The sequence below is a fragment of the Leifsonia psychrotolerans genome, assembly GCF_013410665.1.
Taxonomy (GTDB): domain Bacteria; phylum Actinomycetota; class Actinomycetes; order Actinomycetales; family Microbacteriaceae; genus Cryobacterium; species Cryobacterium psychrotolerans_A.
The window spans coordinates 1,866,985-1,879,169 of sequence record NZ_JACCFM010000001.1; the positions used below are offsets into that span (position 1 = coordinate 1,866,985).

At 64.5% G+C, this 12,185-nt stretch carries 12 protein-coding genes; 5 read left to right on the forward strand and 7 right to left on the reverse strand.

What is annotated here, in order from left to right; genetic code table 11:
- Positions 1 to 31: 31 nt before the first annotated feature.
- On the reverse strand, positions 32 to 487 hold the full coding sequence (locus HNR05_RS08710) for a PaaI family thioesterase (protein ID WP_179578656.1): 456 nt from the start codon (positions 485 to 487) through the stop codon (positions 32 to 34).
- Positions 487 to 1,377 carry an LLM class flavin-dependent oxidoreductase gene (locus HNR05_RS08715; protein WP_179578657.1) on the reverse strand — a complete coding sequence of 297 codons (891 nt, stop codon included), beginning with the start codon at positions 1,375 to 1,377 and terminating at the stop codon, positions 487 to 489. Before HNR05_RS08715 ends, HNR05_RS08710 begins: the two co-directional genes overlap by 1 nt.
- A gap of 52 nt (positions 1,378 to 1,429) precedes the next feature.
- Between HNR05_RS08715 and HNR05_RS08720 the strand changes: the two genes are divergently transcribed.
- On the forward strand, positions 1,430 to 2,494 hold the full coding sequence (locus tag HNR05_RS08720) for a M4 family metallopeptidase (protein ID WP_179578658.1): 1,065 nt from the start codon (positions 1,430 to 1,432) through the stop codon (positions 2,492 to 2,494).
- Positions 2,495 to 2,516: 22 nt separating this feature from the next.
- Here the strand turns inward: HNR05_RS08720 and HNR05_RS08725 are convergent, their stop codons facing one another.
- The 3 genes from HNR05_RS08725 to gdhA form a co-directional block, all read right to left on the reverse strand.
- Complete coding sequence (locus HNR05_RS08725; protein WP_179578659.1) at positions 2,517 to 2,942, reverse strand: hypothetical protein; 426 nt, start codon at positions 2,940 to 2,942, stop codon at positions 2,517 to 2,519.
- A gap of 147 nt (positions 2,943 to 3,089) precedes the next feature.
- Positions 3,090 to 3,461, reverse strand: a complete 372-nt coding sequence (locus tag HNR05_RS08730) for an FKBP-type peptidyl-prolyl cis-trans isomerase (RefSeq protein WP_179578660.1) — start codon at positions 3,459 to 3,461, stop codon at positions 3,090 to 3,092.
- 176 nt (positions 3,462 to 3,637) lie between these two features.
- Positions 3,638 to 4,999, reverse strand: coding sequence for an NADP-specific glutamate dehydrogenase (gdhA, locus tag HNR05_RS08735; RefSeq protein ID WP_179578661.1), 1,362 nt, complete (start codon positions 4,997 to 4,999; stop codon positions 3,638 to 3,640).
- Between the two features lie 81 nt (positions 5,000 to 5,080).
- Between gdhA and HNR05_RS08740 the strand changes: the two genes are divergently transcribed.
- Positions 5,081 to 5,956 carry a fumarylacetoacetate hydrolase family protein gene (locus HNR05_RS08740; RefSeq protein WP_343062526.1) on the forward strand — a complete coding sequence of 292 codons (876 nt, stop codon included), beginning with the start codon at positions 5,081 to 5,083 and terminating at the stop codon, positions 5,954 to 5,956.
- Positions 5,957 to 6,048: 92 nt separating this feature from the next.
- Positions 6,049 to 6,801, forward strand: a complete 753-nt coding sequence (locus HNR05_RS08745; protein ID WP_179578662.1) for a glycosyltransferase family 2 protein — start codon at positions 6,049 to 6,051, stop codon at positions 6,799 to 6,801.
- A gap of 10 nt (positions 6,802 to 6,811) precedes the next feature.
- Here the strand turns inward: HNR05_RS08745 and HNR05_RS08750 are convergent, their stop codons facing one another.
- Together HNR05_RS08750 and HNR05_RS08755 are read right to left on the reverse strand one after the other, a co-directional pair.
- Positions 6,812 to 7,732 carry an alpha/beta fold hydrolase gene (locus HNR05_RS08750; protein WP_179580724.1) on the reverse strand — a complete coding sequence of 307 codons (921 nt, stop codon included), beginning with the start codon at positions 7,730 to 7,732 and terminating at the stop codon, positions 6,812 to 6,814.
- 65 nt (positions 7,733 to 7,797) lie between these two features.
- Positions 7,798 to 9,264: an aspartate ammonia-lyase gene (locus tag HNR05_RS08755; RefSeq protein WP_179578663.1), complete on the reverse strand. Its 1,467-nt coding sequence runs from the start codon at positions 9,262 to 9,264 to the stop codon at positions 7,798 to 7,800.
- Positions 9,265 to 9,586: 322 nt separating this feature from the next.
- Between HNR05_RS08755 and HNR05_RS08760 the strand changes: the two genes are divergently transcribed.
- Together HNR05_RS08760 and HNR05_RS08765 are read left to right on the forward strand one after the other, a co-directional pair.
- Entirely contained in the window at positions 9,587 to 10,552 is a 966-nt protein-coding gene (locus tag HNR05_RS08760) for a LacI family DNA-binding transcriptional regulator (protein WP_179578664.1), read from the forward strand.
- Positions 10,553 to 10,647: 95 nt separating this feature from the next.
- Complete coding sequence (locus tag HNR05_RS08765; protein WP_179578665.1) at positions 10,648 to 12,150, forward strand: FGGY-family carbohydrate kinase; 1,503 nt, start codon at positions 10,648 to 10,650, stop codon at positions 12,148 to 12,150.
- Positions 12,151 to 12,185: the final 35 nt, after the last annotated feature.

The window sequence follows — 12,185 nt, forward strand, 5'->3', positions numbered from 1 at the left end:
AATGGCAGCGCCGGGCGCGCTCCCCGGGTGGTCAGCGCTCGAACACCAGCAGCGTCGACGTGGCGCTCGCGTAGACGCGACCGGTGGCATCCGTCAGCTTCGCCTCCGCGAAGGCGGCCCGGCGTCCGAACGAGATCAGCGTCGCCTCAGCCCGCACCGGACCGGTCTGGGCCGTCATCGCTCGGTGATATGACACCTTGAGTTCGAGCGTGGTGTAACTCTGCGTGGCGGTCAGTTTGGAATGCGCTGCACAGCCGCAGGCGCTGTCGAGCAAGGCCGCAGCATAGCCGCCGTGCACCGAGCCGATCGGGTTATAGGCGTGGTCTCCGGGCGTGCCCTCGAAAACCGCCCAGCCATCGCCGACGTCGGTCAGATTGAAGTCGAGTGATTCGGCGATGCCCGGGCGGCGCCCCGAGGCGATCAGCGCACGCAACTGCTCAATACCCGAGAGCCCGGGGCCGATTTCATCAATCAGGGTTCCGGACATCAGCCACGCCACCTCTCGATGTATGTCGCAACCTCGTCGAGAACCGCTTCTGAGCCGGCGTAGATGCCGTCGGCCCGAGGCCAGTGGCTGATCACATCGGTGAAGCCGTGCTCGGCGGCGCGACCAACGGCGTCCTCGAACGCGTCGGCGCTTGTCAGCGAGTAGCTGCCGCCACTGTCCAGCGACAGGTAGCGGTCGATGCTGAGCGGATCGCGGCCGGCCGCTTCGGCCGCGTCGCCCAGGCGCGCCACGAGTGTGCCGACGGCCGCCCACCACGCGTCGCCGACGACACCGTCGGCACCGGTCGTCACCCACCCCGAGCCGAAACGTGCCACCACTCCCAAGCCACGAGGCCCATTCGCGGCGATGACGAAGGGCACTCGGGGGGCGGTGACCGGGCGGCCGACCATTCTGGCGTTGACCGCATTGAACCAGGCGCCGTCGACGGATATCCCTTCGCTGTGCTCGCCCTCGTACCTCAACAGCAGGTCGAGGGTGCTGACGAACTCCTCAAATCGCTCGTGCCGCTCGCCCGGCGTCAACTCCGGTTGCCCCAGAACAACGGCGTCGAACCCGGTCCCGCCGGAGCCCACACCGAGCAGAAACCGGCCGCCTGAGATGTCGTCGAGCGTGGCGACCTCCGTGGCGAACGGCACGGGGTGCCGGAAGTTCGGCGACGAGACGAACGTGCCCAGGGTGATCCTCGACGTGACGACGGCCGCCGCCGTCAGCGTCGGCATCGTCGCGTTCCACGGCTGATCGGCGAGAGTGCGCCAGGAGAGATGGTCGTAGGTCCACCCGTGGTCGAAGCCGAGTTCTTCGGCGCCGAGCCATTTTCGGCGTGCCTCGACCCACGGGTCTTGCGGAAGAATCGTGATTCCAAATCGCATGCTGCGAGTCTAATCTCTGGGTCTTGTCAGCACGCGGTGGCAGAATCGTCCCATGAGCGTCGCCGCGCACACCCCGGTTCAGTGCGGCATCGTGCCGCCCCAGCTCCTGGTGCGTGTGGCCAGACAGGGCGATCCCCGTTTTGCCGGCGCTGCCGCGGCGGCACGAGACTCCTTGCTTTGCGACGAGGCTTTCCGTGACACACGGCGGGCAGCACCCGTGCAGCACCTCGATCAGGGCCTTCATCGCCCCGGGGCTGCGCCACGCTCCGTCTGGAACGCTCGTGGGAGCGAGTTGCTCCCCGGCATCCAGGCCCGCACCGAGGGAACTCCTCCCACCCCGGATGCCGCGGTGAACGAGGTCTATGACGGCCTCGGCTCCGCCCGCGTTCTGCTCTGGAACGCCTTCCACCGAGACTCCCTCGACGACCACGGAATGCCACTTCGTGCCACCGTTCACTTTGCTTCCCACTACGACAACGCGGTCTGGGACGGCTCACGGTTCGTGTTCGGCGACGGAGACGGCCAAGTCTTCGCTCGATTCACCCGCTCGCTCTCGGCCCTGGGCCATGAGTTCGGGCACGCGCTCGTGCAACAGACCGCAGATCTGGACTACCTCGGGCAATCGGGCGCGCTCCACGAATCACTCGCCGACGTGTTCGGTTCACTCGTCGACCAATATGCGCACGGCCACAGCGCGGCCCAGGCCACCTGGTTGATTGGCGAGGGCCTGTTCATCGACGAACTCGACGCCCACGCCATCCGCTCGCTGAAGGCTCCGGGAACCGCCTACAACGACGATGTTCTCGGCAAAGATCCGCAGCCGAGCAGCATGGCCGACTACGTCGAAACGGATGACGACAACGGCGGTGTGCACCTGAATTCTGGCATTCCGAATCGGGCTTTCTTTCTGGTCGCAACCTGGCTCGGCGGCAACGCGTGGGAGGCCCCCGGGCAGATCTGGTACAACACCCTCACGGCTGGCACTCTCGCCCCGTGTGTCGACTTCACCGGTTTTGCGCGGGCAACGACGCGGACCGCGTCGTCGATGTTCGGTGAGGGATCGACCGAGCACACGGCCGTGGCTGCGGCCTGGCGCGAGGTGGGCGTGGTCGCTTAGCGTGGCCGGTTAGAGAGGGCGCTTAGCGACGGCGTACGTGCGACTGCAACAGCGCCAGTACTGCGGCAGCGTAGGCGCCTTCGGCCGTTGAAGCCTCATGGCTGACCGGCTCCGAGTGAATTTCCGAGATCACGCGAAACGTCTCGGGTCCGTCGTCGATTTCGCGCTGTAATGACGTGAACCCACGCCCGAGCAGCAAGCGCAATTGGTCCTCTCTCGGCAACCACAGTGCGTCCTCGAGCGCCAACGAATCCAGGGCCCATTCGGTGGTGCCGTTGAATCCCAGAATCGTGCCGGTGTCGAACTCGTGGGTTTCGATGGCCATATTGCTCACCGTGAACACGTCGTTCTCGAATCCCGGCCGCTCAATGCTGAAGAAATCGCCCGAAACCGGATGCCAGGTCAGGCCAGCCAATCGCAGGGCCCGGGCCACATCGATGGAGATCATTCCCCATTATCTGCACCGACGGTAGCTGCGAGGCAAGGCCATCCGACAAAAAGTGACGACGCGGCCCCGAACGCTGGTGGCGGTATCGGGGACGCGCCGTAAGTGGCGAGCCGTGCGTGGCGAGCCGTGCGTGGCGAACCGGAGCGGTTAGCTGACGCCCAGCAGATCGATCACGAAAATCAGCGTCTTACCACCGAGGTGGTGGCCAGACCCCGCCGGGCCATAGGCCAGGTGCGGCGGAACCACGAGCTTGCGACGTCCGCCGACCTTCATGCCGGGGATGCCCTGCTGCCACCCAGCGATCAACGAACCGAGGGGGAAGTTGATCGACTGGCCGCGACCCCACGAGGAGTCGAACTCTTCGCCGGAGTCATATTCGACACCCAGGTAGTGCACGTCGACCTTCGCGCCGGGGGCCGCTTCTGGGCCTTCTCCGACAACGATGTCAATAATCTCGAGGGCTTCGGGAGCCGGTCCTTCAGGAAAGTCAAGTTCGGGTTTTGAGTTCAAATCAGTCATTGTTCCATCAAAGCGGATTCAGCGGCCGCACGCACATTCAAAACAATTCCTTGCTTAATCGTCACCGACGATGCACCATTTTAAGTAGACAAACCCGCCGTCCCGGATCGCTTGTCGGCAGTGCCACACGACCGGGCGGCGGGTTTTCTGCTGCTCCCGTACCGGCGTCTCCGGGCCTAGATCACGCCCTGAGCGAGCATCGCATTTGCCACTCTCGTGAACCCCGAGATGTTCGCACCGAGCACGTAGTTGCCCGGCTCGCCGTACTCTTCGGCCGTCGCCGCACAGCTCTCGTGGATGCCGCGCATGATGACTGCGAGGCGTTCCTCGGTGTGCGCGAAGCTCCATGAGTCGCGCGAGGCGTTCTGCTGCATTTCGAGGGCCGAGGTGGCGACGCCGCCGGCATTGGCCGCCTTGCCCGGAGCGAAGAGCACGCCGGCTTCCTGGAAGACACGAACGGCGTCGGGAGTACAGGGCATGTTGGCGCCTTCGGCCACTGCCCGCACCCCGGTGCTCGCCAAAAGCCGAGCATCTGCCTCGTTCAGTTCGTTCTGGGTGGCGCAGGGCAGCACGACATCGATGCGGGTCTCGCCTGCGAGCGACCAGATGTTGCCGCCGGCACGATAGTCGGAGGCAGTGCCACGCAGTTCGGCGTACTCAGAAAGACGACCGCGACGGTTTTCTTTGATCTCCTGCAGCAGCTCGAAGTCGAGGCCGTCCTTGTCGTACACGACACCGGCAGAGTCGGAGCAGGCCACGACGATCCCGCCGAGCTGGTGCACCTTTTCGATGGCGTACAGCGCCACGTTTCCTGAGCCCGAGACGAGCACACGAGCACCGTCGAAGCTCTCACCACGCGTGGCGAGCATCTGCTCGGTAAAGAAGACCGCACCATAACCGGTGGCTTCGGTGCGCGCACGTGATCCGCCCCAGCCCACGCCTTTACCGGTGAGAACACCGGACTCATAGCGGTTGGTGATGCGCTTGTATTGGCCGAACAGGTAGCCGATCTCACGTCCACCCACCCCGATGTCGCCCGCCGGAACATCCGTGTACTCGCCGATGTGGCGGTACAGCTCAGTCATGAAGGACTGGCAGAAACGCATGATCTCAAGTTCGGACTTGCCCTTCGGGTCGAAGTCGCTGCCGCCTTTGCCGCCGCCGATGGGCATGCCGGTGAGTGCGTTCTTGAAGATCTGTTCGAAGCCGAGGAACTTGACAGTCCCGAGCGTCACCGAGGGGTGAAACCGCAGGCCCCCTTTATACGGTCCGAGAGCCGAGTTGAACTCCACACGAAAACCGCGGTTGATCTGCACACGGTTCGAGTCGTCGATCCACGGCACCCGAAAAATAATTTGGCGCTCGGGCTCGCAGATGCGCTGCAAGATTGACGCGTCGGCGTACTGCGGGTGGCGAACCACAACGCGGCCGAGCGATTCGAACACCTCGCGGGTGGCCTGGTGAAACTCCACCTCACCGGCGTTGCGAAGCAGAACCTCATCAAAGACATGCTGGATTGCAGGGTCGATCGTGTTCATATTTTGCATCTTTCTCACAGTCAAGCCTCAAGAGTACAGCCCCAATTCAGGCTCGCCCGTCACGTGCCGTAGCCTAGAGAAGTGAAGTTTGCGCATTTAAGAGTTGAAGGTCAGTCCGTTCCCCGCCTAGCCGTGACCCAGGAAGATTCGGCACTCTTCCTCGACGAGATCATGGATGACGCACCTCGCGACCTCCAGGACCTCCTGGAGAAGGGGCCCGACGAGTTCAACCGCGTACGCGCTCTCGTCACCCATTCGCTTGTGCATGGCGCAAGCGTGACGCCGCTCGAGACGCTGCGTCATTCCTCCGCCGTTCTTCGCCCGCCGCAGATCATCGCGATCGGCGCCAACTATGCCGCGCACTCCTCCGAGCTCAAACTGCGCTCCGAGACCGCGGCGACGATCTTCTCGCTCTGGCCGAACTCCCTCACCGGGCACGAGTCGACCATCAGCTGGCCGGCCGACCTGACCCAGGAGGTCGACTACGAAGCCGAGCTCGGTGTCGTGATCGGTCGCGCCGCCCGCAACGTGTCGGTGGCGAATGCGCTCGACTACGTCTTCGGGTATACCGTCGTCAACGACATCACGGCCCGCAACTTGCAGTTCTCCGAGGCGCAGTGGTCACGGTGCAAGTCGTTCGATGGCTTCACACCGACCGGTCCGGTCGTTGTCACCGCCGATGAGATCGGTGATCCGCAGGATGTCTGGCTGACCACCCATGTCGACGGTCGCATTCTGCAAGATGCCTCGAGCGGTGACATGGTGCGTACCGTCGCCGAGATCATTTCGTACCTGTCGAAGACCGCTACTTTGCTACCGGGCACGCTCATCTCGACGGGCAGTCCGGGTGGTGCCGGCTACAGCCGCAAACCGCAGGTGTTCCTGCGCGATGGGTCAACCGTGACGATCACGATCGACAAGATCGGCATGCTCACCACGCACTGTCGCGAGATCTAGCGGCGCGTCATTCGTCGGTCCTTCAGCTCGAGAATTCTCGCCGCTCAGGCGTAGGATCCCCCTAGGCCCGGTGTGCCTCGGGGAGGTTGACAATGGTCACCATTTCGGTCGTCATTCCCTCCTACAACGACGCGTGCTTTCTGGCGGCAGCACTCGACGCACTGGCCGCGCAACTGCGACCTGCCGACGAGATCGTCGTCGTCGACAACGGGTCGACCGATGACACGTCCGACGTCGCGCGCGCCGCGGGCGCTCGTGTCGTCGTCGAACCGTTGCGCGGAATCTGGCCCGCGGCCTCGGCGGGCTATGACGCGGCATCCGGCGATCTGATCGCCCGTCTCGACGCCGACTCGCTGCCGCCCGTTGATTGGCTGGCGCATATCGAGGCGGAGTTCGTGCTGTCCCCTGAGCTCGGCGTACTCACCGGGCCGGGCGAGTTCTACGATTGCACCCCGCTCGTCGCAGCGCTCGGTGAAGGCCTCTACATCGGCGGCTACTTCTGGTTCATGGGCTGGTGGCTCACTGAGCCGCCCATTTTCGGGTCGAATTTCGCCATGAGGCGCACGGTCTGGCGCGAGGTGCGCGGGCGGGTGCATCGCCGCGACGGAACGGTGCACGACGACCTCGATCTCAGCTATCACCTCGACCCCGGCGTGGTGGTGGTCTACGACCCGACCCTCCGCGTGGGGATCTCTGCCCGTCCGTTCAACACATGGAGCGGCTTCTCGCGGCGACTGAACTGGGCGTTTCGCACCATCCGCATGCATTGGCCGGACGAGTCCCCGATGCGCCGACGCATCGCCCGTCGGGCGCTGCACTCGGCCGCGTCACACAGCCAGGCCTGACGCACTATGCTCAGGCCGACCTCGACTCGGCCCGCGCGTACAACGCCACGAGGTCGGCTGCCAGCCGGTGCGGAGTGGTTTCGCACGGGCTGTGGCCTGTGGGGTACTCGCGATACACGGCACCGATCAGTTCGGCATTCTCGCGCTGCAGCCGCGTCGGCCAGATGTCATGTCGGCCCACGGCGACGAGGAGTGGGATGCCGCTGTCGACGAGTTCGCGCCTCCGGTCTGGCGCGTGTTTCATCAGTCTGACGATCTCGTCAACACTGCGCCGGGAGGTGAACTCGAACCGTTCGCGGACCAACTCCACGCGTCCGGGTGTCGCTCGGTTCAGGTTTGCGCTGACACCCCAGATCAGCAGGCCCGCAATGCGATGCGGCGTGGTCAGATAGCTGAGCGGACCGATCCAGCTCACCCCTCGAAACGACTGTCCCGGCTGTGGTGGAACTCCGAGAAATGCGACTGAGGCAAAGAGTTCTGGCGCAGCCACGAGGGCTTCTTGCACGACGAATCCCGCAAACGAGTAACCGAGAACGTGGGCGGGAACCGTTCCCGCGTGAAGGAAAGCGAGCAGGTCGGCGACGAAGAAGTCATAGTCATAAGACTCACCGGCCGGCGCAGCGGCGGCGGCTGACCCGTATTGGCCGGCCAGGTCATAGCTTTCGACGTAGTAGCCCGCCGCCGCCAGAAGCGGACCGAGCAGAATAAAGTCTTCTTTCGAGCCGGTCGCTCCGGGCACGAGCACCACCCGCGGGTGCGTGGGATTGCCGAACGCGACGGCCGCGAGCGATCCGCTTGGCGCATCGAAGCGGAAGGACCGTGACCCGGCTGGCAGCGTCTGCCAATCGACATCGGCCAGGTCCGCGTCAAGCGCGTCGAGGGACTCCGCATCACCGGCGTCGGGTCGACGGGCGCAACGCCGTTGCCACATGGTCACGGATCCAGGCTACTCCCGGGTTCCGCCATCCGTCTCGGCCGTCGCGCCCGCCCCGGCCGCTATTCGATGATGGGAATTGTGCTGGAGGCCGTCGGCGAATCGGCCTCCATGCCCGACAGTCGCGCCGGCTCCAGCTCACGCATGACGTCTTCACGGCTCATCAGTTTGGCTTCGACGACGAGGTCGGCCACGTTGCGCCCGGTCAGCAAGGCGGTCTGGGCCAGGGCCGCCGCCGCCGAGTAGCCGATGTGCGGAATCAGCGCGGTGATCACGCCGACGCTCGAGCCCACCATGGCGCTCAGGCGGTCTTCGTTGGCGGTGATGCCGTCGATGCAATTCACCCGCAACGTCCACATGGCCTGGGTCATCCAGGCCAAGCTCTGCAGCAGCGAGTGCGCGATGACGGGCTCGAAGGCGTTCAGCTGCAGCTGGCCTCCCTCCGCGGCCATCGTCACCGTGACATCGGCTCCGGCAACAGCGAACGCGACCTGGTTGACGACCTCGGGAATCACCGGGTTGACCTTGCCGGGCATGATCGACGAGCCGGCCTGCTTGGGCGGCAGGTTGATCTCGCCGAACCCAGCCTGCGGTCCGGAGGAGAGGAGGCGCAGGTCGTTGCAGATCTTCGACAGTTTGATCGCGCTGCGCTTGAGGTTTCCGCTGAACGACATGAAACTGCCCGCATCGCTGGTCGACTCGATCAGGTCGGGTGCGGCCTCCAGCGTGAGGCCGGTGATCAGGTTGAGGTGGCGGATGGCGGCAGCCGCGTAGCCGGGGTCGGCCGTGATTCCCGTGCCGATCGCTGTTGCGCCCAGGTTCACCTCAGCCAGCAGCCAGATCGTCTCGGTCAGACGGTCGTAGTCCTCGCCCAGTGTGGTCGCGAAACCATGGAATTCCTGGCCGAGCGTCATCGGCACGGCATCCTGCATCTGGGTGCGGCCAACCTTCAGAATGTGGTTGAACTCAACAGCCTTGCTCGAGAACGAGCCCTGCAGGAGCTTGAGCTCACGCAGCAGGTGCTGCAGCGAGTAGTTGAGCGCGATCTTGATCGCCGTCGGGTAGGTGTCGTTTGTCGACTGACTGCGGTTGACATGATCAATCGGACTCAGAATGTCGTAGCGGCCCTTGTCGTAGCCGGCGTGCTCGAGTGCGACATTGCAGATGACCTCGTTGGCATTCATATTGGTGGAGGTTCCGGCCCCACCCTGAATCACGCCGACGACGAACTGGTCGTGGTAGGAGCCATCGATGATGTCCTGGCAGGCGGCATCGATCCAGCCGGCGCGTTCCGGCGACAAGGCACCGATCTCCTTATTCGCGCGTGCACAGGCCTGCTTGACGGAGGCGAGGGCGACGACAAAGTCGGGGTAGACCGAGATGGGCCGTTTGGCGATCGGGAAGTTATCCATGGCCCGCTGAGTGTGCACACCGTAGTAGGCATCGGTCGGCACTTCGAGGGCGCCGAGCGAATCGCGCTCAAGCCGGAATCCGGGGCGAGGAACATCATTGTTCTGCGCAGATTCCATACCGATTTCGTTCTTTTCACTGACTGATGACGGGGTTTCAGACACGCTTGTTGACACGTGGTCTCCATTGCCGAGAGGGGGTGAGCTCGTGGCTCCTGACGCCTCCAGCCTATCGCGGGCCACCCGACGGGTGGCTGGATCAAACGCATCGATTCGGTGCTCGCGCCGGACAGATTGCCGGACAGATTGCCGGGCCGCGAGGGCGCCGACTCACGAGGCCGACCACTCTCATCGGCGCGTCATCCAATAAAGTGTCCGGAGGGGCGTGCCTCATCGGTAAGCCCGCCACCGCACCACCGAAGCACCACCGACCGAGGACAGCATGTCGACGATCTACGAGGTTGCAGCCCTGGCGGGAGTCTCCCCCGCCACCGTCTCACGTGTCTTCAACGGCATTACGGTCTCGCCCGAAAAATCTGAGCTCGTCCGCCGTGCGGCCACAGAACTCGCGTTCACTCCGAACCGCGCTGCACGCTCATTACGCACTCGGAGTTCCGAAGTAATCGCCCTGGTCATCCCCGATATCGAGAACCCGTTCTTCACCGCGATGGCGCGAGGTGTTGAAGATGTCGCGCAGGAGGCCGGCTACTCGGTAGTGCTGTGCAACACCGACGAGAATCCAGACAAAGAAGCAAAATACTTGTCGATCGCCGTGTCTGAGAACATGGCCGGCGTGATCCTTGCAGCGGCAAACGATCAGGTCGACCTCACTGCCCTCCTGACGCGCCGTCGCCCCGTAGTCGCAGTCGACCGCGGGCCCCACGGATTCACCATCGACGCCGTGTTGGTCGACAACATCGCGGGCGGTCGTGCCGCCACCCAAGCGCTCGCTGATCGGGGATTTACCCGAATCGCGTGCATCACGGGACCGCGCGATGTCGAGACTGCACAGCAACGCGCTGACGGCTGGCGTGACGTGGCCCGTCCCGACAATGGAGACGATTCCCTCCGCTACGCGAATTTTCGTGTCGACGGTGGCCGAGCCGCGATGGAAAGCCTCCTGGCGATGGATCCCCCGCCCGACGCAGTTTTCGTCGCGAACAATCTGATGAGCGTCGGTGCCCTCCAGGTGCTCGTCGAGCGCGGCCAGACACCGGGCGGGATCGGGCTGGCAAGTCTCGGAGATTTGCCGTTTTCAACCGTCGCTCCCACCGATGTCACGGTGATCCCTCTGCCCGCGCGCCATCTCGGGATGACCGCGGCACGACTGCTCCTGGCGCGCATCAGGGGCGACGACCAGCCCGCGCGCTCGATCGTCGTGGGCAATGGAGCGCCGTTGAGGGGCTAACGCCCGTTCCATCCGCCGGCTTCCGGCCTCTAGAGGAGACGCGAATTGGACCCGGCTCGGTTGACCTTGAAATCGATTTCTGCGACCCTGTCAGTATGAGCGTCGCAGCAGTCATAGGTGTCGATATCGGCACGTCAAGCAGCAAGGGCGTACTCGTCGACCTTGAGGGCACGGTCCGTGCACAAGCGACACGCGCGCATGACCCGTCGCGTCCCCGTCCCGGCTATGTCGAAATGGACGCCGCACTGTGGTGGAGCGAATTCGTCGCGATCTCTCGAGAGTTGGTCACAGCGGCGGCGGCCGACGGCATCGACATCGTCGCGGTCGGTGTCAGCGGCATGGGGCCGTGTGTTCTCATCGCGGATGCCACCGGGACTCCGCTCCGTCCCGCGATCCTGTACGGCGTTGACAGCAGGTCGGTCTCGCAGATCGAGTCGCTGAGCCGCGACCTCGGCGGGGACGCGATCATTCGGGAACGCACCGGATCCGCTCTGTCTACTCAGTCGGTCGGACCGAAACTCGCCTGGCTCGCCGAAAACGAGCCGCACCTCTTCACCGAAGCCCGCCACCTGTTCATGCCGAGCTCGTGGCTCGTCTGGAAGCTGACGGGTGAGTATCTACTCGATCATCATTCCGCGAGCCAGTGCACACCGCTCTATGACCCGGTCAGCCACGCTTGGAATGAGGACTGGGCCGCGTCGATCATCGGCGAGATTGAACTCCCGCGGCTCTGCTGGCCGGGAGACATCGCGGGTCAGATCAACCGGAACGCGGCCACCGTGACCGGGTTGCCCTTGGGGATCCCCGTCATCGCCGGCACGATCGACGCCTGGACCGAAGCAGTCAGTGTGGGTGCCCAGAATGCCGGCGACCTGATGCTCATGTACGGGACCACGATGTTCCTCATCAATACGGTGCCCGAACCGTTGACCTCCGCCGGCCTGTGGGGCACCGTCGGCGCCTTCCCTCACACCTACAATCTTGCGGGCGGGATGGCCACGTCGGGCGCGATCACCGGATGGCTCAAGGAGCTCTTCAACGCCGCCGACTACCCCGAACTTCTGGCGCGTGCGGCCGCATCGGGGCCGGGAGCCCGCGGACTCCTCATGCTGCCGTATTTCGCGGGAGAGCGCACCCCGATCGACGATCCGCACGCCCGCGGCATCATCGCGGGGCTGACCGTCGAACATACCGCAGGCGACCTTTACCGCGCGGCACTCGAAGCGACGGCGCTGGGCGTTCGACACAACATTGAGGCCATTCGCGCGGCCGGCGGCGTGATCGAACGGATCGTGGCCGTCGGCGGTGGCACACAGGGCTCGTTGTGGACCCAGATCGTCAGCGACGTCACCGGCCTGCCTCAGATCATCCCAACCACGACCATCGGCGCGAGCTTCGGCGCCGCCTTCCTGGCCGCAAGCGCTGTCACCGCCGCGGACATCGACCTGTGGAATCCGCCGGCTGAGATTCGTCAGCCCGACGCGTCACTGGCGGCAGACTATGACGAGCTTTACGCGCTCTACCGCAGCCTCTATCCCGCCACCAGCCAGATATCGCATGCACTCGCCGCCCGCCAGGAGCGACTGAGCCGTCCGTGAACTCACGGTAGTACCCGTATACCGCGTCACCCCCC

Excerpts from the sequence above, each read along its gene's own strand:
- HNR05_RS08710 (WP_179578656.1), bottom strand. The coding sequence starts at position 487 with ATGTCCGGAACCCTGATTGATGAAATCGGCCCCGGGCTCTCGGGTATT.
- HNR05_RS08730 (WP_179578660.1), bottom strand. The coding sequence starts at position 3,461 with ATGACTGATTTGAACTCAAAACCCGAACTTGACTTTCCTGAAGGACCG.
- HNR05_RS08750 (WP_179580724.1), bottom strand. The coding sequence starts at position 7,732 with ATGTGGCAACGGCGTTGCGCCCGTCGACCCGACGCCGGTGATGCGGAG.
- gdhA (WP_179578661.1), bottom strand. The coding sequence starts at position 4,999 with ATGAACACGATCGACCCTGCAATCCAGCATGTCTTTGATGAGGTTCTG.
- HNR05_RS08715 (WP_179578657.1), bottom strand. The coding sequence starts at position 1,377 with ATGCGATTTGGAATCACGATTCTTCCGCAAGACCCGTGGGTCGAGGCA.
- HNR05_RS08765 (WP_179578665.1), top strand. The coding sequence starts at position 10,648 with ATGAGCGTCGCAGCAGTCATAGGTGTCGATATCGGCACGTCAAGCAGC.
- HNR05_RS08745 (WP_179578662.1), top strand. The coding sequence starts at position 6,049 with ATGGTCACCATTTCGGTCGTCATTCCCTCCTACAACGACGCGTGCTTT.
- HNR05_RS08720 (WP_179578658.1), top strand. The coding sequence starts at position 1,430 with ATGAGCGTCGCCGCGCACACCCCGGTTCAGTGCGGCATCGTGCCGCCC.
- HNR05_RS08760 (WP_179578664.1), top strand. The coding sequence starts at position 9,587 with ATGTCGACGATCTACGAGGTTGCAGCCCTGGCGGGAGTCTCCCCCGCC.
- HNR05_RS08725 (WP_179578659.1), bottom strand. The coding sequence starts at position 2,942 with ATGATCTCCATCGATGTGGCCCGGGCCCTGCGATTGGCTGGCCTGACC.
- HNR05_RS08755 (WP_179578663.1), bottom strand. The coding sequence starts at position 9,264 with ATGGAATCTGCGCAGAACAATGATGTTCCTCGCCCCGGATTCCGGCTT.